At 62.5% G+C, this 21,254-nt stretch carries 16 protein-coding genes, 1 tRNA gene and 2 pseudogenes; 12 read left to right on the top strand and 7 right to left on the bottom strand.

Features of this window, described 5'->3' with window-relative positions; translation table 11 throughout:
• The first annotated feature begins 1 nt into the window (after position 1).
• Positions 2 to 526, top strand: coding sequence for a GDP-mannose mannosyl hydrolase (locus tag D7S86_RS04310; RefSeq protein ID WP_121083714.1), 525 nt, complete (start codon positions 2 to 4; stop codon positions 524 to 526).
• Between the two features lie 229 nt (positions 527 to 755).
• Here D7S86_RS04310 and D7S86_RS04305 read toward each other — a convergent pair whose 3' ends face one another.
• Entirely contained in the window at positions 756 to 1,997 is a 1,242-nt protein-coding gene (locus D7S86_RS04305) for a hypothetical protein (RefSeq protein ID WP_121083712.1), read from the bottom strand.
• A 361-nt stretch (positions 1,998 to 2,358) separates the two neighbouring features.
• Between D7S86_RS04305 and D7S86_RS04300 the strand changes: the two genes are divergently transcribed.
• Entirely contained in the window at positions 2,359 to 3,327 is a 969-nt protein-coding gene (locus tag D7S86_RS04300; protein ID WP_121083710.1) for a flagellar brake domain-containing protein, read from the top strand.
• Between the two features lie 92 nt (positions 3,328 to 3,419).
• On the opposite strand, the gene D7S86_RS04295 is transcribed toward D7S86_RS04300, so the two are convergent.
• Positions 3,420 to 4,310 carry a LysR family transcriptional regulator gene (locus D7S86_RS04295; protein WP_121084319.1) on the bottom strand — a complete coding sequence of 297 codons (891 nt, stop codon included), beginning with the start codon at positions 4,308 to 4,310 and terminating at the stop codon, positions 3,420 to 3,422.
• 116 nt (positions 4,311 to 4,426) lie between these two features.
• On the opposite strand from D7S86_RS04295, the gene D7S86_RS04290 reads away from it, so the two are divergent.
• Complete coding sequence (locus D7S86_RS04290) at positions 4,427 to 4,987, top strand: CidA/LrgA family protein (protein ID WP_158601854.1); 561 nt, start codon at positions 4,427 to 4,429, stop codon at positions 4,985 to 4,987.
• Between the two features lie 4 nt (positions 4,988 to 4,991).
• Entirely contained in the window at positions 4,992 to 5,672 is a 681-nt protein-coding gene (locus D7S86_RS04285; RefSeq protein ID WP_121083706.1) for an LrgB family protein, read from the top strand.
• Between the two features lie 186 nt (positions 5,673 to 5,858).
• Here D7S86_RS04285 and D7S86_RS04280 read toward each other — a convergent pair whose 3' ends face one another.
• Positions 5,859 to 6,968 carry a glycosyltransferase gene (locus tag D7S86_RS04280; protein WP_121083704.1) on the bottom strand — a complete coding sequence of 370 codons (1,110 nt, stop codon included), beginning with the start codon at positions 6,966 to 6,968 and terminating at the stop codon, positions 5,859 to 5,861.
• Positions 6,969 to 7,148: 180 nt separating this feature from the next.
• Here D7S86_RS04280 and D7S86_RS04275 point away from each other — a divergent pair.
• Positions 7,149 to 7,223, top strand: a tRNA-Gly gene (locus D7S86_RS04275).
• Positions 7,224 to 7,839: 616 nt separating this feature from the next.
• Here the strand turns inward: D7S86_RS04275 and D7S86_RS04270 are convergent.
• A pseudogene (locus D7S86_RS04270) lies at positions 7,840 to 8,865 on the bottom strand (transposase); the annotation flags it as partial.
• Positions 8,866 to 9,075: 210 nt separating this feature from the next.
• On the opposite strand from D7S86_RS04270, the gene D7S86_RS04265 reads away from it, so the two are divergent.
• The 4 genes from D7S86_RS04265 (at position 9,076) to D7S86_RS04250 (ending at position 16,069) form a co-directional block, all read left to right on the top strand.
• Complete coding sequence (locus D7S86_RS04265) at positions 9,076 to 10,548, top strand: DUF3375 domain-containing protein (RefSeq protein WP_121083702.1); 1,473 nt, start codon at positions 9,076 to 9,078, stop codon at positions 10,546 to 10,548.
• A gap of 67 nt (positions 10,549 to 10,615) precedes the next feature.
• Positions 10,616 to 11,377 (top strand): DUF4194 domain-containing protein, encoded by a 762-nt coding sequence (locus D7S86_RS04260; RefSeq protein ID WP_121083701.1) that lies wholly within the window; start codon positions 10,616 to 10,618, stop codon positions 11,375 to 11,377.
• Positions 11,378 to 11,379: 2 nt separating this feature from the next.
• Positions 11,380 to 14,793, top strand: coding sequence for an ATP-binding protein (locus D7S86_RS04255; protein WP_121083699.1), 3,414 nt, complete (start codon positions 11,380 to 11,382; stop codon positions 14,791 to 14,793).
• Positions 14,780 to 16,069: a Wadjet anti-phage system protein JetD domain-containing protein gene (locus D7S86_RS04250; RefSeq protein WP_121083697.1), complete on the top strand. Its 1,290-nt coding sequence runs from the start codon at positions 14,780 to 14,782 to the stop codon at positions 16,067 to 16,069. The genes D7S86_RS04255 and D7S86_RS04250 overlap by 14 nt, the downstream gene beginning before the upstream one ends.
• A 190-nt stretch (positions 16,070 to 16,259) precedes the next feature.
• Here the strand turns inward: D7S86_RS04250 and D7S86_RS04245 are convergent, their stop codons facing one another.
• The 3 genes and pseudogenes from D7S86_RS04245 to D7S86_RS04235 form a co-directional block, all read right to left on the bottom strand.
• Entirely contained in the window at positions 16,260 to 17,132 is an 873-nt protein-coding gene (locus D7S86_RS04245; RefSeq protein WP_205962738.1) for a hypothetical protein, read from the bottom strand.
• The gene (locus tag D7S86_RS04240; RefSeq protein ID WP_121083695.1) at positions 17,120 to 18,181 is read right to left on the bottom strand and encodes a hypothetical protein; all 1,062 of its coding nucleotides are present in this window, start codon (positions 18,179 to 18,181) and stop codon (positions 17,120 to 17,122) included. Before D7S86_RS04240 ends, D7S86_RS04245 begins: the two co-directional genes overlap by 13 nt.
• 175 nt (positions 18,182 to 18,356) lie before the next feature.
• A pseudogene (locus tag D7S86_RS04235) lies at positions 18,357 to 18,620 on the bottom strand (tyrosine-type recombinase/integrase); the annotation flags it as partial.
• Between the two features lie 244 nt (positions 18,621 to 18,864).
• On the opposite strand from D7S86_RS04235, the gene D7S86_RS04230 reads away from it, so the two are divergent.
• From D7S86_RS04230 to D7S86_RS04220, 3 genes are all read left to right on the top strand, one after another.
• Complete coding sequence (locus tag D7S86_RS04230; protein ID WP_420813190.1) at positions 18,865 to 19,191, top strand: helix-turn-helix domain-containing protein; 327 nt, start codon at positions 18,865 to 18,867, stop codon at positions 19,189 to 19,191.
• Positions 19,191 to 20,483, top strand: a complete 1,293-nt coding sequence (locus tag D7S86_RS04225; protein WP_166444092.1) for a type II toxin-antitoxin system HipA family toxin — start codon at positions 19,191 to 19,193, stop codon at positions 20,481 to 20,483. The genes D7S86_RS04230 and D7S86_RS04225 overlap by 1 nt, the downstream gene beginning before the upstream one ends.
• Positions 20,484 to 20,626: 143 nt before the next feature.
• Positions 20,627 to 21,232, top strand: coding sequence for a TetR/AcrR family transcriptional regulator (locus D7S86_RS04220; protein WP_121083693.1), 606 nt, complete (start codon positions 20,627 to 20,629; stop codon positions 21,230 to 21,232).
• Positions 21,233 to 21,254 lie beyond the last annotated feature (22 nt).

The following is a 21,254-nucleotide window of genomic DNA, read 5'->3' as shown; positions in this document are numbered from 1 at the left end:
CATGGACAACAAACTTGCCGCGGATGATTTTCTGAGCGTCGTCGACCACACGCCGCTGATCGCGATCGATCTCATCGTCAGCGACGCGCAAGGGCGCTTTCTGCTCGGCCGGCGCGTGAACCGTCCCGCTCAAGGCGCGTGGTTCGTGCCCGGCGGGCGGATTCGCAAGGACGAAAGCCTCGACGACGCGTTCGCGCGGCTCGCGCGCGAAGAACTCGGCATCGCGACGCTCGGACGCGACGACGCGCACTTGCTCGGCGTCTATGAACACTTCTACGAAGACAACTTCCGCGGCGCGCCCGGCATTTCGACGCACTATGTCGTGCTCGGTTACCGGATGCGCGCGGCGTTGCATCTGCAACGGCTGCCGAACGAACAACATGCCGAGTATCGCTGGGCCAGCGCGCGCGAGATCGTCGCCGATCCGAGCGTGCATGCAAATAGCCGCGCGTATTTCGACGAGGCACGCGCCGACAGCCAGACGCAAGAACGCGTAGCGCGCATGGCGATCCGATCGGCCGCGTAAATCGCATACGCGCGGGCCGGCGGTAGGATCGGCGGCACGCAGTCGAATCAAAAGCGCCGAGTGAACAACACCCCAAAAGTCGGACATCGATCCGATCTTTTGGGGTGTTGCTTTATGACGAAGGACTACGTGACGACGTACTGCCTGACGAAGTACGACTGCCTGACGAAGCACGACGTCACGCAGTACGGCGCGATCGTCTCGCGCCTTGTTCTCTTGTGCTCGGGCTTTACGCGGACAGCGAAGGCGACCGCACGCGCGCGCCGTGGCGCATGACGCCCGCGAGCTGCTGACGCGCGAGATGCGCGGCCTTCGAGCCGCGGGCGATCTGCACCGCGAAGGTCAGCATGAACAGCTTGTCGAAGTCGAGCGAGGCGCCGTTCTGACACATGAGCAGCACCATGAACAACGCGCAGATCGGGCTGCCCGTCGCGAGCAACAACAGAAACAGCACGATGAAGCCCGGCCAGCCGTACGAGAAGATCAGATTCAGCGCGCCGTTGTGGAATGGCACGTCCTCGAACCGGACGATCAGATTGCGGTGCTCGAAGTAATCCTTCGCGATCGTCTGCGGGATGCCGAAGGGTTCATGCGCGAGCACGTAGCCGAGCAATTCGAACGGCTGCGTGACGCGCAGCCCCGTCGACACGTCCTGCCCCGACAGGATCTTTTCGATCCGTCCCGGTTCCGCCGCGAACAGCGGCAGCGCAAGCAGCGACAGCGCGAGGATCGCGACGGTGATCACGAACATCTTGTCGATGCGGCGATGGTGATACGCGGCGGCGATCGCGACGTTCGCGATCGCGCCATAAAAGGTCTGCGCGGCCGCGCAGATCGCGATGGCCACGACGCTCGCGACCATCCGGCGACGTCCTTCGAGCGTGTGCAGGCAGATGAAATTCAACAGCAGGCTCACGCCGCCGAGATACGACGGTTCGGAATAGAAGCCCGTCGGCCGGATGCTGAAGTCATAGCCGTGATCACGCGCCTGTTTGACCCAGGCATCGGCGAGCATGCCGTCATCCTGGTTCACGTAGAGTTTCTTCGGCATGTAGAGCGAAATGCCCTTGTGGCCGCCGATCGCCTGCGCGAAGGTGAGCAAGGCGAGCCCGAGCAGCATGATCAACGCCCAGTTGCCGTTGAAGCGCGTGACGTCGTGACGCGCCGAGCCGGCGATGAGCCAGAACAGCAGCATCAGATCGACGCCGAGCCGCAGTTCGCGCGGCAGCATCGGCGCATCGGGCAGAAAAACCGACGCCCAGAGCAGGCTGAGGCTCACCGCGATCACCGTGACGGCGGTCGGCAGGGCCTGAATCTTCAGGCGCGTGAAGTAGATGATCGCGATGCACAGCACGGCCTCGACCGAGACGAAATAGTTGAGGCCGAACTGGATCAACGGCAGCATCAGAATCGCGCCGTGAGCGAAGGGATTGGCTCGAAAGTCGTCGAGCGCGCGGCGCACGAGTGTCATACCGGAGTCCTCGTTGCGAAATGGCAAAGACAGGCTGCGCGAGACAGCCTGCCGCGTGAGCCGAGCATACCGCCAGGGAGATGCGGGTTGATATGCCTTCGCGCGGGCTGTCGGAATCCGATGCGATCTTGGCGGATCGATCCGCGCGAACCGAGTCCATTCGGCGGATTCTGGAAATCCGGATCCGCGTTATTCAGCGTTTTGAATTCAAACACGCGTTCTTATACTGTCGCGCGGGGTCTGTACCATCGCCCCGGCGTCCACGACGGTCCGCGAACGTCGCCGCGGGCCGATAGGCACGAACCTGACCGCATCCGCCAGAACCCACTGGGCTGAATTGACTGACCGTGATGGACCTTTCATGATCCTTACCGATCTATCCGCGTCGGACATCGAACTCGGAAAGCCGCTGCGTTATTCGGTCTTCGACCGCGACAGGACGTTGCTGCTGTCGCAGGGCAATATCGTCAGCGCCGCGCTTTACGACAAGCTCATGCGACTCGGCGTCTACAAGCTGAGCCTCGCATCGTCGGGCGACGACTCGTCGGGCCCGACGCCGAGCACCGCGCTCGTATCCGCGCCCGGCGACGCGCAGGACGTGGCCGACGGCACGGCGCCCGGTCAACGCGCGCATGCGGGCGCGAACGACACGGCACGTCGCGGACGCGACATTCGCTCGGCGACGACGCCCAAGGCCTTGTTCAGCCGCTGGCTCGATTTCATGCATATCACCGACGGCGCGAACGGCCCGAACGTCAGTTGCCGCTTGTCGCTGCTCGGCGTCATCGACGAGACCTGCCTGATGGTCACGAGCGCGACGCTCGAACACGACTGGATCGCGATGCAGCCCGGACGCGCGTTTCACGCGACGGTGTTCGACGGACGGCAGATCTATACGTTCGGAACATCGGTCGTGAGCCGCTTCAGCCAGCCGTTCCGCTATCTGCATCTGTCGTTTCCGACTGAGCTCTACGAGCGGCCGCCGCGCCGCACGCTCCGCGCGGCGGTGTCGCTCGAATCCGTGATCATGCATCCGGGCATGCATGCGCGCGAATCGACGACGGGCACGATCACGAATCTCAGCACGATGAGCGCGGGCATCCGTACGCCGAATCTGCGCATCGCGATCGGCACGCCCGTGACCGTCGCCTTCAATCTGCCGCGCCTCGACGCGGACGCCGTGCCCGTGCGCGTGGCCGCCGTCGTGCGCCGGCAAAGCGTCGATCCGCACACGGCGATCGCGACTTACGGGATCGAATTCGCCGACGTGCCCGCCGATCTACGCACGACGCTCGATGAATTCGTCGCGCAGTCGGCGAGCCGTGTTTAGCGGCACATGGCTAAACGCCACCTCATCCGATATGTGCGCTTCTGCCGCACATATCGATAGCCGGTCGCCCGCGTTCGCGCGCACCGCCCGGATCATGGATTGCGCGGACCCAGCATGGTCTCGGCGAGATGGATCCATGCGCGGGCCGCGCTCGACAGGTGCGCATTGCGCCGCCAGCACATCGCCATGTCCCAGACGAGATCGGGTTCGGCGAACGCGACGACATCGACCTGATCGCGATCGAGTTGCGCGCAGAAGAGGTCCGGCAAGACTGCCACGCCGACGCCGATCTCGACCATTCTCGCGAGCATGTTCCAGTCGGTACTCTGCCCCGATACACGCGGCGTGAACCCATGACGCGCGCAGGCGGCCGTGACGAGATCGTTGAGACTGAAGCCTTCGCCGTACATCACGAACGAAGCCTGCGAGAGTTCGGCGAACGAGACAGTCTCGCGGCCCTGCCAAGGTCCGCCCGCCGGCGTCACGAGCCGCAACGGCGAGCGCGCAAGCGGCACCGACGCGAGTTCGGCGCGATCGACGGGCATCATGAGTCCGGCGATCTCGAAGCGGTTTTCGCGCAGATCCTCGAGTCCGCGCAGGCTGCCGCGCTCGAACAGCTTGAGTCGGACGCCCGGATGCAGCCGGTGGAATTCGGCGAGCACGGGCGTCAGCAACATGCTGGCAAGCGGGGGCACGCTGATCGCGAGTTCGCCGCGCATGCCGCTGCTGGCTTCCGCGAGCTCCGCTTCGAGCCGCGCCTGGAGTTCGAGCATCTCGAGTCCGCGCTGATAGACGATGCGGCCCGTTTCGGTCGGCGCCACGGTGCGTCCGTCACGCACGAGCAAAGGCGTGCCGACCTCCTCTTCGATCTGGCGAACCATCTTGCTGATCGTCGGTTGCGTGACGAACAGCGCGTCGGCCGCGGCGGTGAAACCCTGGCGTCGGACGACCTCGACGAAATAGCGGAGCGCTCGAATATCCACGGCGATCGACAAAAAGATAGAGAAATGGAATGGCGCGGTAAAAAAATGTCATTGGGACGCGCGACGCCCGATTCTTAGAATCGGAGCCTTCATCCGACCGCATGGCCGTCCTCATCATGAACGCCCCCGCTACGACCGACGCGACTCAAGCGACTCAAGCGACCCGCGCGCCCCATGTCATGCGCCGGCCCGACCTGCCCGCCGATACGTCGGCGGCGCACGGCACGACGACGCGACATCTTAGCCGCTACGTCCGGATCGCGGCGGGCGTCGCCGCGCTCAGCGGCGTCTGGTGGATCGCGTCGTGGCTGGTCGCGCGATGTCATCTGCCGGTTTCGGCGGGCGTCGTCGGTTTGATTCTGCTGCTTGCCCTGCTGTTGACCGGTCGCGTGCCTGTCGACGGGATCGCGGCGGGCGCGCGATGGATGCTCGCGGAGTTGCTGCTGTTTTTCGTGCCGGCGGTCGTGTCGATCATCGAATACGGACATCTGCTCCGGCATGACGGGCTGCAACTGATGATCATCATCGTCGCGGGTACGGTCGCGGTGATGGTCGTGACCGGCCTCGTCGTCGAATCGGTCACGCGCATCGAGACACGCCGTCGCGCGCGCCGTTTCGCGGCCGCGCGAAGCCAGCGGATCGCGCGCATGACGCAGACCGCCACGTCGAAGGGGTGAGGCGATGACACTGACCACGGGACTCTTCGTGTTGACGATCGTGCTGTATGCGATCAATCGCCGCGTGCATGCGGCCTATCCGCGCCCTTACCTGTCGCCCGCGATTGCGACGCCCGCGGTTCTGATCGCCGTGCTGTTGCTCGCGCATATTCCGTATTCGACGTATCTGGCGGGCACGCGCGGCCTCGTCTGGATGATCGGTCCGGCGACCGTCGCCTTCGCGATTCCGATCTATGAGAACCGGCGTATCGTCGCGCGTCACTGGCGTGCGCTCGCGGGCGGCACGCTCGCCGGGTGCACGACGGCCATCGCGAGTTCGTTCGCGCTCTCGCGGCTCTTGCTGCAGAGTCCTGAAATCACGCACAGCATGCTCGCGCGCTCGATCTCGACGCCGTTCGCGCTCGCGGTGTCGCCGCATATCGGCGGCACGACCGACCTTGTCGCGATCTTCGTGATCGTGACGGGCATGGTCGGCATGATCGCGGGCGAATGCGTGCTCGCGTGGCTGCCGCTGCGCACGCGCGTTGCGCGCGGGGCCGTGTTCGGCGCGTCGTCGCATGCGTTCGGCACGGCGAAGGCGCGTCAGATCGGCGAGCGCGAAGGCGTCATCGCGAGCCTCGTCATGATGTTCTCGGGTGTGCTGATGGTGCTGATCGCGCCGCTGCTCGGCCGGCTGTTCGCATAGCGACGCGTCCAACTCGGCCGCAGCGCGGCACGCGGACGGCATCGATGCGTCTGCCTGCAGACGTCGGGCGCCGTCGCATAGACGGCCATGATCGTTTCTAGCTCGACCTCAGCGCGGTACGCGGACGGCGTCCATGTGTCTGCCTGAAGACGTCGGGCGCCGTCGCATAGACGGCCATGATCGTCTCTAGCTCGACCTCAGCGCGGTGCGCGGACGGCGTCCATGTGTCTGCCTGAAGACGTCGAGCGCCGTCGCATAGACGGCCATATAGTCGTTTGCGACGCGCTGAACCGTGAATTTGTCGAGGTTGCGGCGCGCGCGCGCGGCGTAGTCGGCGCGCAGCGCGGCATCGCCGAGCAGGCTGCCGATCGCGGCGGCGAGCGCGTCGGGCGCGCGCGCGGGCACGAGCCAGCCCGCCTCGCCGCGGTCGAGCATTTCGGGGTTGCCGTCGACGTCGGTCGCGACGATCGCGCAGCCCGCCTCACGCGCTTCGGAGAGCACGAGCCCGCCGGGTTCCTTGTGCGAGGCGAGCACGAAGACATCCGTTTCGGCAAGCCAGCGGACCGGATTCGTATCGAAGCCCGCGAAATGCGCCCAGCCTTCAAGACCGAGTTCGGCGGCGAGCGCTTCCATATCGGCGCGATCGGGGCCGTCGCCGACGAGATAGAGCGTCGCGTCGGGGTGCGTCGCGCGCAGCGAAGCGAACGCGCGCAGCAGATCCTGAATGCCCTTGCGCTCGTACATGCCGGCGACCGTCGTGATCGACGGGCGGCTTAAGCGCAGCGGGTCGGCGGTCGAGGCCTGCGCGCGGCGCGGTGTGCCGACGGTGCCGTTGAGGACCGTGCAGATGCGATCCGCGCGGATGCCGCGGCCGATCATCGCCTTTTCGACCGCCTGAGTAACCGCGACGACGCGGTCGCCGTAACGCATGAGACTCGCGCTTTTCTGAAATTCGTTATGGACCGTCGTGACGAGCGCATAGCGGCGGCGCCAGGTGCCGAAGCGCGCGATGATCGCGCCGGTCATCATGTGCGCGTGGACGACGTCGGGGTCGACGTCGCGCAGGAGTCGGTTGAAGCCCAGAACCATCGCGGGGGTCCGCCACGGATCGCGCGATTGTTCGAGGACGACGTGACGCACGCCGTGGGCGGCGAGCAGCGGTTCATATCTGCCGCCCGAGGTCGCAACGACGACGTCATGACCGGCATCCGCTTGCGAGCAGGCGAGGTCGACCATCATGTTGACGATCCCGTTGCCGATCAGCTGACAATGATTCGCGAGGTGGACGATTCTCATGAGGTCTCCATGCGGCGGCCGACATGCGGGATTGCACCCGACGCGAGCGGGAAGAGAGGGCCACGGTGCCGCAAGGGGCATGCTAGGCACTTGTGCGGGCGGGGACTGTGCGGTGTCGCGCTATGGCTGTCGGAACCGGGCTCGCCAAGCGATCTGATTCTCGGTAGAATCGCGGTCTTCGCGGGCGTCGTATAACGGCTATTACCCTAGCTTCCCAAGCTAGAGACGTGGGTTCGACTCCCATCGCCCGCTCCAAGTGAATCTCCACACCTGTTGCGCGACTTTGGGAAGTCCCCTAAGTTCTTGACGTTCAATGAATTTTTGAAGATTGGGCTTTGCCGATACTCAAAAAATTCGCCAGATTTCAGCCCCGATACGTACATTTTTCTGACCATCGATTTGATGCATTGGCGGCTTGTTCGCGTGCGTCTGTGGAGGTCCATTGGCGTCTACGGAGAAACGTTGAAGAGTCGGTAAATTGGGATGATGGGCGTCTTTTCGGTCCGCTACGCGCTTGCCGGGTCCACTGACGTCCATCAGCAATCCAGTGTTTTTAAGTCCATTTTCGCGTCGCGGTTCCGAGACCGCGGTAACGCGCGCCTGCCGGATCATTAGCCACGCCCCCATCTCGTCTAATTGGAGATTCGGTGTTGGAGATGACGTTACCGGATTGCGTGCACGGACCGCAATCGCAGTCGGTGCGTCTCCGTCCTAAAGGCAGCGTGTCGGCGAGCAGTCGCTTACTGGCCGAAGCTGTGTAGAAACGCCGGCTCGACCCGCGAGAATCGGAGCGAACGCGTTCGCCCGACGCGGAGATGGAACGACGAGGCTGATTTCGCCGAACCATTCGAAGCGTCGATACGTGGGATGACGCGCCGGCCAGCTTCATAGCTCGCATTGCCTTGGCGAATACCGGTATAGCCATGACGCGCCCGAGGTTGTACGCCAGCACATGCAAGTCCATTTCGGTGGCGGCGTGACCAAGCCCTCGCGACAGGAAGTGCACCGAACCCATCCAATGCTTTGAGCGTGCCGAACACGTGTTCGACCGTACGCCGTCGTATCGATTTGACGATCCAGCCGCTGCTGCATCTGCTCGAGCACTGCTTCGTGCTCCCGCCGACGGATATGTCGGCAATCGGACGGCATGCCTTGATCCTTGACCGAGCATTGCGGACGGGCGCTGCTCCAGTCAGTACCCAGGGTCATCGGGTTGCGGCGTTCGACAGTGCTGAATCGGTAAATCGTTCGTTGACCCGCTGGACACAGGTACTGGTCATCACTGGCGATATAAATGAAGTCGGCCCGGTCGAACCGCCCGTCAGCCTTTGCACTTGACGTCTGAGACTTGGGCACCATAACCTCAATCCCGGCGTCATCGCACGCCTTGATTTCCGGTGCACTAAAGTATCCCCGATCCGCCAGCGCCTTGAGGTTCGATATGCGCATGGCATCTCGTGCAGCTTTGGCCATCGGACTCAGTTATGCCCGCTCACTGCCGATGTTCGTGACTTCATGAGTCACGATGAGATAGTGTTTCGTGTCGACGACTACCGTTACGTTGTAGCCGACCATCCCGGTGCCTTTGGCCTGCGAGATCATCGAGCGGGAGTCGGGATCGGTCAGCGAGATCTGTTTCTCCGGTAGGTCATTCAGCAGTTCTGCTGCGCGATCCAAGTCACGCATCTGTTCTCGCAGCGTGTCGATCTTCTCCCGTAGCCGCTCTGTCTTCGCTTCTACCTCGACCGGTTGCGTGCGATCTGCCGTCTCCAAAGCATCCAGGTAGCGCTGGAAGGTAGCGCTGGATGCTTTGCTCGATCTGTTGCTGTCGCTTCTCGATCTTGTCGAGCGTGAAGTTATTGTCGCGGCTGTTGACCGCCTTGAACTTGCTGCTGTCGAAAATCTGGGCGACTCAGTGCCCGGACGAGCCGATTTGTGCACAGCCAGCGCTGCCGGCACGCCTCGCCTGCCGCGTCGATGTGCTATTTTGCTCCGAGGCAATGAGGGTGGGAACGGCAGATTCAAGGGGGATGCGGCAAGTCGCAGCTTTCGGAACGGTAGCTAGCTCGCATGGTGAGCTTGTGATCAGACAAAAATCAAATTGACCATGAGCACACAGGACACATTCGCCTTGTATGAAGACTTGCGTGCTCGCAAAGAGGAGCCGGCTTGGCGTCTTCTGGCGACACAGCAGTCGCCGGCGATCTGCACATGCCTACACGTGCTCTTCCTGTCCGAGCGTACCTTGCCGTCGTCGGCATTCCACGAGCGACTGCACCGGCAACTCGAAATCGTTCGGCGCGCCGGCGCCGACCTGCCCAAGCTGGCAGCCGACTACTCCAGCGACTGGATTGCGGAAGGTTGGTTGCGGCGGGATTTTCCTCATGGCGCGACTGAAGAGATGTTTGAGCTGACGGCGCCTGCCGTTGACGCCACCCGCTATCTCATGCGGCTAAGCCGCCCGCGTGCCACGGCCACCGAGAGCCGACTCGCCTCCGTCGTCCAACTGCTGCAGACGCTAGCTGAGGAGACGGATAACAACCCCGAGACCCGCCTAGCTGGCTTGCTGGCGGACCGCGATGCCTTGAACGCACAAATCCAGGCCGTGCGTTCTGGCAAAGTCACCCAGTTGCCACCCGAACGGGCAATTGAGCGCGCCCGTGAGGTACTGACGCAGTCGAACGAGCTGCTAGAGGACTTCGTCCGAGTGCAGGAGTCGCTCGCTGCCATTAACCTGCAGTTGCGGCGTGAGCTAGTGGAAAACGACGGCGCGCGGGCCGATACGCTCGAGCGCATTTTCGACGGCATCGATGTCATCAGGCAAACCGAGGCCGGCCGCGCGTTCGATGCCTTTTGGCGGATGTTGGTCGACCCGGTAGCGTCCACCAGGTTCGAGGCGGCGCTGACCCAGGTCATCACCCGCTCGTTCCTAGGCTCCATGGATGCTACTGAGCGTCGCTCGCTAACGAAGCTCAAGAGTCGGATGGTGGAGCGGGCGGCGGACGTGCACACGGTGCAGGCAACCTTCGCCTCAGGCTTGCAGTCGTTCGTCCGCAGCCGCGAATTCCGTGAGCAGCGCCGCCTGGTCGCTCTTCTCCGCTCCGCAACGATCGCAGCCATGGCCGCCGCAGAGGACATTCGGCCCACTCAGAAGGTCGATGCGTTCCTTTTCCGGACAAGCGCCGCCATACGGTCCGCGTCGCAGTGGGTGCTCCACGACCCGACTGAGCATGTCGTGGATGCCACGATGACCGAAATCGAGAGCAGCGACGCCCGCCTCGAGGACATCGAGGAGTTGGTGCAGCGTTCGGAAATCGACATGCGCTCCTTGAAACGCAATCTCGTTGCGGCGCTCGGTTTGGCCGATGGCCCCATTAGCATTGCCCATGTCCTCGAGCGCTTCCCTGCTGAGCAAGGCCTGGGTTCGGTCGTCGGCTACATACACTTGGCAACTCGCCATGCCGAACCCACGGAGAGACGCGAACGCGTTCGCTGGGAAGGCGGCGACGGCATTTGGCGAAGCGCAGATGCACCGCTTTTCTACTTCTATAAGGAATGCATCGATGAGCTTCGAGAGTGAACAGTCGGCAGCAGGTCGGCCACCATTTTTTCCTGGCTCATCCCGGAGCCCGGGATCGTCCGAAGAGATGCCTGCGAACCTGCCGTCGAATGTTGCCCACTGGCTGGATGCGGCAGACGCCGACGAGCCTGCGAAGGCCGCCGCCCCACCATCGACGCTCCTGTTCAACGGTGACACCGGCAATCTACGGCTGGACACGCGCCGGTGCCTGGTCAGTCTGCTGAACGGCCCCAGCATAGATGGTCGACGGCAAGCCGGATTGTGGTCCGTGCTGCTGCGAGACCGCGAGGTCATCCAAACCTACCTCCACAACATCTTCTTGGACCTAGTCGTCGACATCGCCCAGCAGGTCGCTTTTGTACGCCAGGTACCGGACGAGAGCGAGACGGACATCCCCATCTTGCTTCGCCGCCACCAACTGACGCTGGTTGAGTCGGCCCTAGTGCTGTTCCTACGCCAGCGCCTGACCGAGGCGGATTCAGCCAACGAACGCGCGGTGGTGTCCACCGAGGAGATGGTCGAGCACCTCTCGCTCTTCGACCAGGCTCGCAATACCGACCTCGCGCGCTTCGACCGCCAGTGCGATGGCGCCATCAAAAAGTGCAAGGCGCTCAACCTCATCCGCCCCATTCGCTCAAGCGCCACGCGTTTCGAGGTCTCACCGACGCTGAAGTTACTGTTCAATGCCGAGGACATCCAGGCCCTGACCGCCGCGTACGAGGCGCTCAAGAGCGCACCTGGTGGTACCAGTGGGCCGACCATGGACCAAGCCATCGCCAACGACATCGCCGAAGGCGAGCGTGAGGCCGGCGAAGACGACGAGGAGTGACCATGACGACAACTGTCCAAGCAACGCTGCTCCCTGGCACCGACCTGCCGCCTACGTCGCCAGACTCCCCGGAAGACGTGCGCCTAAAGCGGGAGCGTGAGGAACAGTTCCGGCTGGTTCGAATCCAGAGCTACAACTGGGGCACGTTCCACGGCCTGCTGAAGCTGGACGTCTCCGAGAAGGGGATGCTGTTCATCGGCCCGTCCGGCTCGGGCAAGTCGACCATCTTCGACTCACACGCAGCGCTGCTCACGCCTCCCCGCTGGGTGCACTTCAATGTCGCCGCGCGGGAAAGCGAATCGAAGCAAGACCGCTCTGACCTAACGTACCTGCGTGGTGTGTGGGGAGAGCAGACGGCCAACACTGGCGAGATAGCGCAGCAGCAGTTGCGTCCTGGCCCAACTTGGTCGGCAATTTCCGAGGTCTACCGCAACGGACTCGGCCAGGTCATCACGCTCGTCCACGTGTACTGGATCAAGGGGACGTCCAACCAGCGAAAGGACGTGCACAAGCGCTACGTGGTCGCAGAGCGTCTGCTCGACCTCACAGAGCTCTTGTTCTTTCCCGACTCTGGCTTTAACGCGCGGCGCTTCAAGTCCGACCTGCCCGATGTCTGGGACACGGATTCCTTCCCGGAGTATCAGGAGCGCATGCGCTCCCGTCTGGGCATCGAGACCGAGAACGCACTGAAGCTCCTGCATAAGACGCAGTCTGCAAAGAACCTCGGCAGCCTGACCGACTTCCTGCGAGACTTCATGCTGGATGAGCCCAAGACTCAGGACATGGCTGACCAGTTAGTCACCCAGTTCGAGCGCCTGGAAAATGCACACAACGAGGTGGTGTCAGCAGCGCGGCAAATCGCCACGCTGCTGCCAGCTCGTGAGTTCAATCTGGAACGGCAGAAAAAGCTCTCTGACAAAGGTCGCTTGGATGAGGCCCGCATGGGCATCGACCACGTCGCCAAGGAGATGCTCCAATCGCTGCGTGTTGAGCGCAGGGACACCCTCGAAGCCAAGCTGGCAGGCGAACAGGCTCAGGAGCTGGCACTCGAACAAGCGCTTGCGGCCGTCAGGACGACAGTCCAGGGGTTGAAGCAGAGGCGCGATGGCCTGGGTGGCCAGCAGTTAGCGGCCCTCGAGGCATCCAAGGTCAGTGCCGAACGTGACGAAGGCGAACGGAGCCAACGATACGACAAGGTCGCTGAGGCCTGCAAAGCGCTGGGCTTTACCGTCCCCGCCAAGGCAGAGGGATATGCCGAGCTGGTCACCCAAGGACGGCGAGAACTGCCCTCTGCTGCCTCTGGTGCGGACGACACCGCGCAGAAGCAAAATGCGCTTGCTGTGCAGAAGCATGAGCTTGACAAGGAGCGCTCGACTATCCTCAGCGAACTGGCCGTCCTCGCACGCATGCCCGGCTCGAAGATGGGCGCCGACCTCATCACCATGCGAAAGCTCATCACGGACGGCCTCGGCTACGACGAGGGGGCGCTGCCGTTCGCCGGCGAGCTCATCGAGGTCGAGCCTTCTGAGAAGGGTTGGACTGGCCCGGTCGAGCGAGTACTCAGGAATTTCTCTCGGACGATGCTTGTACCCGACGACTTGCATACCGCGGTTGCCAAGTTCATCAACAGCACGAACCTGCGAGGCCGCTTGGTCTATCTGCGGATGATGCGGCAGTCGCCAAGGACGCCTGCTCCCAAGCCGAACGGCGTCTATCGGAAGATCAAGGTCTCCGAAGGCCCGTTCCAGAACTGGGTTGAGACGGAGTTGCTCCAAAGCTATGACGCCGAATGTGTCGAGACCGAACGCGAGTTCGAAGATGTGGACTTCGGCATCACGCGCGCTGGGCTGCTCAAGACGGGTGGTCGCAGGCACGAGAAAGACGACCGCTCGGATATCAACAACACCCGCAACTGGGTGCTCGGCGGAGATACCCGTTCGAAGGCCTCGGGACTGCAAGACCGCGAACGCGAGCTGACCGACGCCATCGACGACGTTGAGGCTCAGCTCGAGCAGCTCCACAAGAAGGAGCTGGCGCGCCTAAAACGCGCGCTGCACTGGCAGACCTTGGTCAATTTCAGTTGGAATGAGATCGACCATCGTGGGGCGGCGCTTCTTGTGGCCCAGTTCGACACACAGATTCAAGAGCTGCGCTCGACGACGCCCGATCTGGACATCCTCGAGGCCAAGATTGTGATCGCGGCAGAGAGCGAGACAACGGCCGAGAAGAAGTACAAGGCCCAGTCGCAGGCGGCCATGGCCGTCCAAATCAAGTTGAACGAACTGCGACAGGAACTGGAGAGCATTTCCGAGCTAGCTCTTACGCCTCCCACCCCCTTGCAGCGCGAGACGTTTCTCCAGAAGCTCGATGGAGCCGGGCGCAAGCCGACCATCGAGTCGATGCCTGACGACGTCCGGTTCGTGGACCGCGAAATTGGCAAGGACATCGGCACCCTGGAGAGCGAGGCCGCCAAGCTGCTGACCCGCATTGAAGCCAAGTTCGCGGACTACGCACGCACTTGGGAAGCGGAATCGGAAGGTCTGGACCCGACGATGGCCAGCTACGACGAGTTTGACGCCAAGCTCACGCGACTTCAGGTCGACGACTTGCCGCGATTTGAGAAGAAGTTCAAGGACTTGCTCAATGAGCAGAGCAATCAGCACATCGCATTGCTTTCAGACCGGTTGGAGCAGGAGCGCCGGGACATTTCGGATCGGATGGACACTGTCAACGAGAGCCTCAGGCAGGCCGAGTACAACGAGGGCACGCACCTGGTCATCGAGGTCGAAGAGACCACGCCGCCCGAAGCGCAGGAGCTGAAGGCGGAGCTCCGTGCTGCCTTGAGTCACTCCTTGAGCATGGACGACAAGGTGGCCGAGACCCGCTTCCAGAGCATGAAGCGCCTGATCAAGCGACTGGCCAGCCAGGAGCCGCAGCATGTGAACTGGAAGAGGTTGGCGCTCGACGTGCGCCTCCATGTCGAGTTCGTAGCTCGAGAGCTCGATGATGAAGACCGCGAAGTACAAACTCACCGCAGCGGTGCAGGCAAATCAGGTGGCCAGCGGCAAAAACTGACCGCGACCTGCTTGGCCGCAGCACTGCGGTATCAGCTCGGCGGCCCAGGCCGGGTACTCCCCACCTTCAGCACCGTGTTTCTCGACGAGGCTTTCGACAAGGCAGATGCTGACTTCACTGACGCCGCGATGAAGATTTTCAAGTCGTTCGGCTTCCAGCTCATCGTCGCCACGCCCATCAAGTCGGTCATGACCATCGAGCCGTACGTGGGCGGTGCCGTCTACATCCACATCAAGGACCGCATGCATTCGCGTGCGCTCGTGCTGCCCTACGACGACGAGACGCAGAGGATCGACTACAGGCAGATTGACGGTTCGAGCGCCAACGATGAAAAATCCTGAGGACGTCGCCAAGTGGGTCAGGCAGCGTTACCAGCGCCAGCGCTGGGCCTGGCTTGACGGGGGCGGCGCCTGGCCGCTCCAGGTGAGTCTCGACCTTCCAACCCAGAAGGCTGCGCTCGTCGCCCCTGGCGCTGTTCGTACATGGTCGTCTTCCTGGGCAACCTGGCTCGCTGCCCGTCCTTCGGATGCGGTTCGACCGATGCCAGAACTTTTGACCGCCACGGTCGCCTGGCGCAACATGGGCGAGCAGACTCTGCCGAGCGCCTTGGTCTTCTCTTCTCCAGAATGTGTGGCCGACTACTGCGAAGACGGCAAGGTCTGGCGCCGCATCGTCTCCCGACGGGCTACGATGCTGGCCCGGTGGCCCACGCTGCATGCTTCAGGGTTTGGGCCCAACTACACGGCTTTGGGCGAATTCAAGGACGAGGACTTCGAACGACTACTTGCCGTGCTGGAGTGGCTGGTCGCTAACCCGAAGTCAGGCCTCTACTTGCGCCAACTGCCGGTCCCCAACATCGACACCAAGTGGATTGACCTCCAACGACGAGGTGTGGTCGCCGATCTGTTCAGCCGCATCGTCAAGCCGCAAGCCGCCCTCCAGGCTGTCCAGTCGTTCGTGGAGGGTGAAGGCGCAGAAATCGACGTCACCGGCCAGGCATGCTCCATTGAAAAGGAAGTTTCGAACTTCTACGACATCTGCGGGTTGCTACGTCCTCCCGTAAAGCTTCGCATCCTGATCTTGTGCCCAAAGTTGAGAACGCAAGTCGGGGGCCTGCGAGACATCGAGGCGACCATCGAGGACTGGGCACAATTGCAACTCAACCCGCGCCAGCTTTTGGTCGTCGAGAACAAGGACACGTGCCTGGCTATGCCAGACGTCGACGGAGTCGTCGCGGCCATCAAGCTTGGGAACGCCGTCGCATTGGTGACCAGAATCGCCTGGCTCGTGCGTGTGCCGGTACTGTATTGGGGCGACATCGACACCTACGGATATTCAATACTGGTTCAGGCTCGCAAGACGTTGCATGACGTGCGCTCTGTCCTCATGGACCGCAGCACCATCGAAACCCACCTTGACCGCCTCGTCGAAGAAAGACAGCAAACGAAGTCCATTGACCGGTCACTCCTGACTGCGGCCGAACTCGATGTCTACGATGCGCTTCTCGCGCACGACTGGGGTACATCAAGGCGCCTCGAGCAGGAACGCTTAGAGTGGCCGAGTGCGCTTCGCATTGTCTTGTCCGCTCTTCACCAACGCGAATCGGAAAATGCATGAACCGAACTTCTAAATCGGCATCGGTCCGTGAAGGTCACGTTCATGCGGTCGCGTGGAACCCTCTGCGGCAGGCGCAGGCAACCCCAATTCCTCGCAAAGCGAAGGGAGCCTCGCGTGCGTGCCAGCGTCTTTCAGTGCCGTGACGAGCGGCTCCAGCAAGCCGCGAAGTTGCGCATAGCCCACGGGTGACTCACCCCCGCAGCGCCATAGCGCGTAGCAGCGCGTCGATCTGTCCAAACGCGTCCTGCTGCCACTGATCGGGCGTGCGATCGCCCAGTGCCTGCGTGTCCTCAACGAAGCGTCTCACGCACGTGGGACCGTACCCATCGAAGGTGTCGAACTTGTCGGCAATGTGCCGAAAGCCGCGCTCGCCGCTGGCATGGCCCAGCAGTGGGCGACATTCCTGCGCCAGCGCCTCGATGCCGCCGGGAAAGTTCCGCACGCAATAGTAGATGTCGTAGGCGTCCTTCTGCTTGTAGCGGCCTGCCAGCGCATGGCCCTTCATTGCCAGTAGAGCGGGGATGGAGCACACCGCGATCTCTACGCGGTTCGTCCCTCCGTCCGGCATCGATCCGGCCACGGCCACCAATTGATAGAACCGCATTGCCAGATCGGCACCATCCGCCCGCTGCACGGCAAAGTCTCTAATCAGGGGAGGATTGTTTCTGATGATCTCTGCGTCACGCGGCATCAAGAAATCGACCACAACATCGATCGCTTCTCCGCCATCTCGCGCGGGAACCTGGCGAACCAGCTGGAAGCGCCGTAGCCCTTCACGCTGCGCGTATCCATGCCCCTGCAGCGCACCGACCAAGGTTGCGTACTCACCGTCGCCAAGCGCTTCCGCATCCAGCCCGACGTCCACGTCGAGTGTACCCACGTGGGGCATGTCCTCATTGGCCAGCAGCAGCCAGGGAACCGCGCCGCCGATGATGGCAAACTTTCCCTTGAAGCTACCCAGGATCTGACCGATCTCGATCAGCACGGCTTTCACAGCCGCGGTCGTACGGTCGTCGTATTCGGCGGCGGACTGCGGTTCCTGGGATGGCGTCATCTGGGCCATGAGAGCCTTTCCTGGCGTAAATGGCCGGCGGCCTCGGCACCGCGTTCGCCCGCAATGGAGAGGTCAAGATAAGTCTGAACCGGGCTGGTGCAGATCGCCCCCGGCGCGGGCTCGACTGTGTCGGCGAGCAATCCCAGGTCCTTCGGCACGGTGACGATCACATTCTCGCCTTTCAAGGCAGGCGTGAGCTTCAGCGCTGCCTGGAGCTTACGCAGACCGTCCTTGTCAGCAAAGAAGTAGTGCATGCCGGTGCGCCCATAGGGAGCAAGCCACTGTGCCGCCGAAAACGACGCAAAGGCTGCACGCCCGGGCGTGTCTTCAACGCGCAGAGCACTGCGGGCCGCATCTTCGAGCGCACTGCCGTGCAACGGCGTGTAGAAGCCCGATCGTTCGCCTACCGGCGCGGAATAGCTGTCCCGCCACGCGTCCAACAGTGCGTCAGGCTCAGAAAGGATAAGGCCATCGTCGGAGGCGCGAGCCCATTCCCGATCAATCAGGCCGGTGCGAACATTGCTGACGTGTCCGAGGCTGACCCCGGAGATTTCCGACAACTCGGTGACACGCCATGCACGGCCAGGGTCGCGCAGCATTGCGCGTAGCACCTGGGCAGATTTTGGCCTGAACAGCGACTTGAGTTCGCGTTGTTCGACCATAGGCTTATCCGTCACCATGCGCTCGATAAACACGCCACCGAATGCGATCCGGGCGTTTCCCTCCAGGTCGAGATAGCCGACGCCCTTCTCTTTGCACATCTGCCTCACAGCCGGCGAAATATAGGGCGCAATGAAGACGGGCGTGGTCCCGGGAGCCTGCTGTGCAGCATAGTTTCGCAGTTCCAACAGTGCGGATCGGGCAAACCGCGGTTGCCCGCTCGACTTGTATTCGCAGATAAGCAGGTGCCGTTTGCCGTCCACGACCAGCCGGGCAATCAAGTCTGGCTCCCAGTCACCGGACACGGCTTCAGCGTCGATGCCTTCGACATGAAGGATCGGGATATTCTCGAGCAACCTGCGGAGGGCCTCTGCGGCACGAGCTTCTGCCTCTTTCATCAAATATCATCCTTTCAGCACACGTTGAAAGTGCCATATTTTTTGAAAAAAAGACAGAATTTCATTCATATAATTGGTTTCAGCACATGCTGAAATAGGGCTCTATGCCGAAATAGCTTGGAAGATCGCAGCTCACCGCCATAGAAACGTTTTTATCCCACCGATGCGTCAGCGCCATTCCGTTGACCTGCACAACCAGTCCCCTGCCTGCAGCCTTCACCTCACCCTGCTTCAGCAGGTCCACGCGATCCGCCCAGTCCTGCATCATCACCCTTCTCTGGTCCACATACTGCGCATGGTTATATGTCGCACTGATCCGATTCGGATCCGTATGCGATAGCTGCGCGTCCGCCCACATCCGCGGCTAGCCGATCTCGTTCAATGCCGTCGACATCGTGGCCCGCAGTCCATGCCCGGTCAGCAACCCGTCGTATCCCATAAGGCTTCCTTCATCGCGACGCGAGACGCGCCGACTCCATCCGACAGGCGGAACGCACCGGATTCCGAAGATCGTATCGCGGCGTTCCAAGCTTGTGAGAGATCCACTTTAAAGCCCTCTGGAGAATTATTAATTCCCATAAATGCTCCAAATGGAACATTTATTGACATTGAGACTTTTATGCCTATAATCGTCCACATCGAACGCGTTAACACTCGTTATCGCTCTGCTGGGATCACTTATCGTGCAAACACCCACGCCTCTTCCTGTCGAGCGCGCGATCCACAAGCTCGGCGGCGACATTTCGCTGGCACGCCGACGCCGGCATATTTCACAAGCCTCCTTGGCCGAGCGTATGGGCGCGTCATTGTCGACGGTCCGTCGCATGGAACAGGGCGATCTGCGCGTGCCCATTCATTTCTACGCGCGCGCGCTCTACGTGTTCGGCGAAATCCAGGCGCTCGAACATCTGCTCGATACGGCGAACGACGAGATCGGCCTGACGCTGATGGACGAACGCGTGCCGAAACGCGTGCGCAGCAAGGCCGACGACACGTCGGGCGCGCTCTGATGTCCGCCGTCGCACCGATTCGCCGGCAAGTCCAGGTCTGCGCGGGCCGCGCAGACCTGCCCGTCGGCACGCTCGTCTATGTCCGCCAAGGCCGTCGCGAGCACTGCGCATTCGCCTATGACGAAGCCTGGCTCAACGCGCCGACCCGCTTCAGCGTATCGGCCGACCTGGCGCTCTCGCCCGGATACCAGGCCCACAAGGCGGCCTCGCCGCACGATTCGGTCTTTCACGGTGCGATCGCCGATACGGCGCCCGATGCCTGGGGACGGCGCGTCATTGCGCGCGATCATGCCAAACGCCGCCGGACCGAGCCCCAGTTGCCGGCCCTCACCGAACTCGACTACCTGCTTGCGGTCGACGACTTCAGCCGCGTGGGCGCGCTGCGCTTACGCGGGCCCGATGGCACATGGCACCGGACAACGTCGAAGGGACGCCGCGCGACGCCGCCCCTCATCGAACTTGAGCGCATCTTCGAAGCAAGCCGCGCGGTCGAACGCGGCCAGGAGACCGCCGAAGACCTGCGCTATCTCCAAGGCAAAGGCACTTCACTCGGCGGCATGCGACCCAAGTGCACACTCATCGATGCGAATGGCCGATTGGCCATCGGCAAGTTTCCCAGCGTTGCAGACACACGCAGCGTCACGCGCGGCGAAGTCCTTGCGTTGAGGGTGGCGGCGCAAGCCGGGATCGACACGGCTTGCGCGCGCATCGTCATGCTCGGCGACATCCCGGTGGCCGTCGTTCAGCGCTTCGATCGCGACGACGCCGATGGCCGTATCCCCTATCAGTCCGCCGCATCGCTGCTGCAAGCGTCACGCGAGCGCGAACACAGCTATACCGAGATCGCCGACGCGATTCGTTCTTATGGCCGTACGCCCAACGATGACCTTCGCCAGCTATGGCGACGGCTCGCGCTCAATCTGTTGATCACCAACGTCGACGATCACCTGCAAAATCACGGCTTTCTGCACACGGAACACGGCCTCTGGCGGCTCGCGCCCGCGTTCGATATCAATCCCTTCCCCGACAAGGAACGCGAATCGAAGACCTGGTTGTCCGAGCAGGACGGACCGATTACCGATGTGCAGATGCTGCTCGCGCGCGCGCCGTACTTTGCGCTCGACGCTCACCAGGCGCGCGTGACGCTGGCCCAGGTCCATACGGCCGTATCGGCATGGCGTACGACCGCGCTGAGCCCGGAGGTCGGCTTGCACGCCGCGGAACTCGACGACTTCGCACCGGCCTTCGAGCACGAGCAGATGGACGCCGTGTCCGCCTTGCTCCGCAACTGAATACGCCGAGGCCGCGGGCTCGATCGCGATCCGGTTCCGCCCCGCAAAGATCAGGACCTGGCCCAGCGCGTCGTCCGACACCCGCGCTTCGGTTTTGAAAATAGTTGTAGACGACCGGTCTAATTCAATTTACAGTGCAGCACATGAACTCATCGACCTCAACCGAAACCAGCGACGTCCGCGCAGGCATTCTCGCCAACGGCCAGCGCATCATGGCCGCAAAGGGCTTTTCCGCGGTGGGCATCAACGAGATTCTGACGGCCTCCGGCGTGCCCAAGGGGTCGTTCTATCACTACTTCGGTTCGAAGGATGCGTTCGGAGAAGCGCTGCTCGACAGTTACTTCGAGGACTACCTCGCCGAATTGGACGCCACGTTGCGCATACCGGGCCTGAACATGGCCCAACGCCTGATGCACTATTGGCAACACTGGCAGGACGCGCAATCGTTCCTCGACTGCCAGGGCAAATGCCTCGCGGTCAAGCTGGGCGCGGAAGTCGCCGACTTGTCGGAAGCCATGCGTCTCGCGCTCAAGCGCGGCACGGACGGCATTACCGACCGTCTCGCGCGCGCCATCGAGACCGGCGCGGCAGAAGGCTCGCTGACGGTCGACGGTCCGCCCGACGCCGTGGCCCAGAGCTTGTATCAACTGTGGTTGGGCGCAAGCGTCATGGTCAAGATCGTCCGCAACACCGCGCCTTTCGAGACGGCCCTCGCGACCACGCGCCAGATTCTGCATCTTTCCCGCTGACCGGACGGAAAGAAGCCCCCGC

The organism is Pararobbsia silviterrae, from assembly GCF_003628125.1.
Lineage (GTDB): Bacteria > Pseudomonadota > Gammaproteobacteria > Burkholderiales > Burkholderiaceae > Pararobbsia > Pararobbsia silviterrae.
Note: the sequence above shows the minus strand (reverse complement) of the source record. Positions and strands in the feature narration are given on the sequence as shown.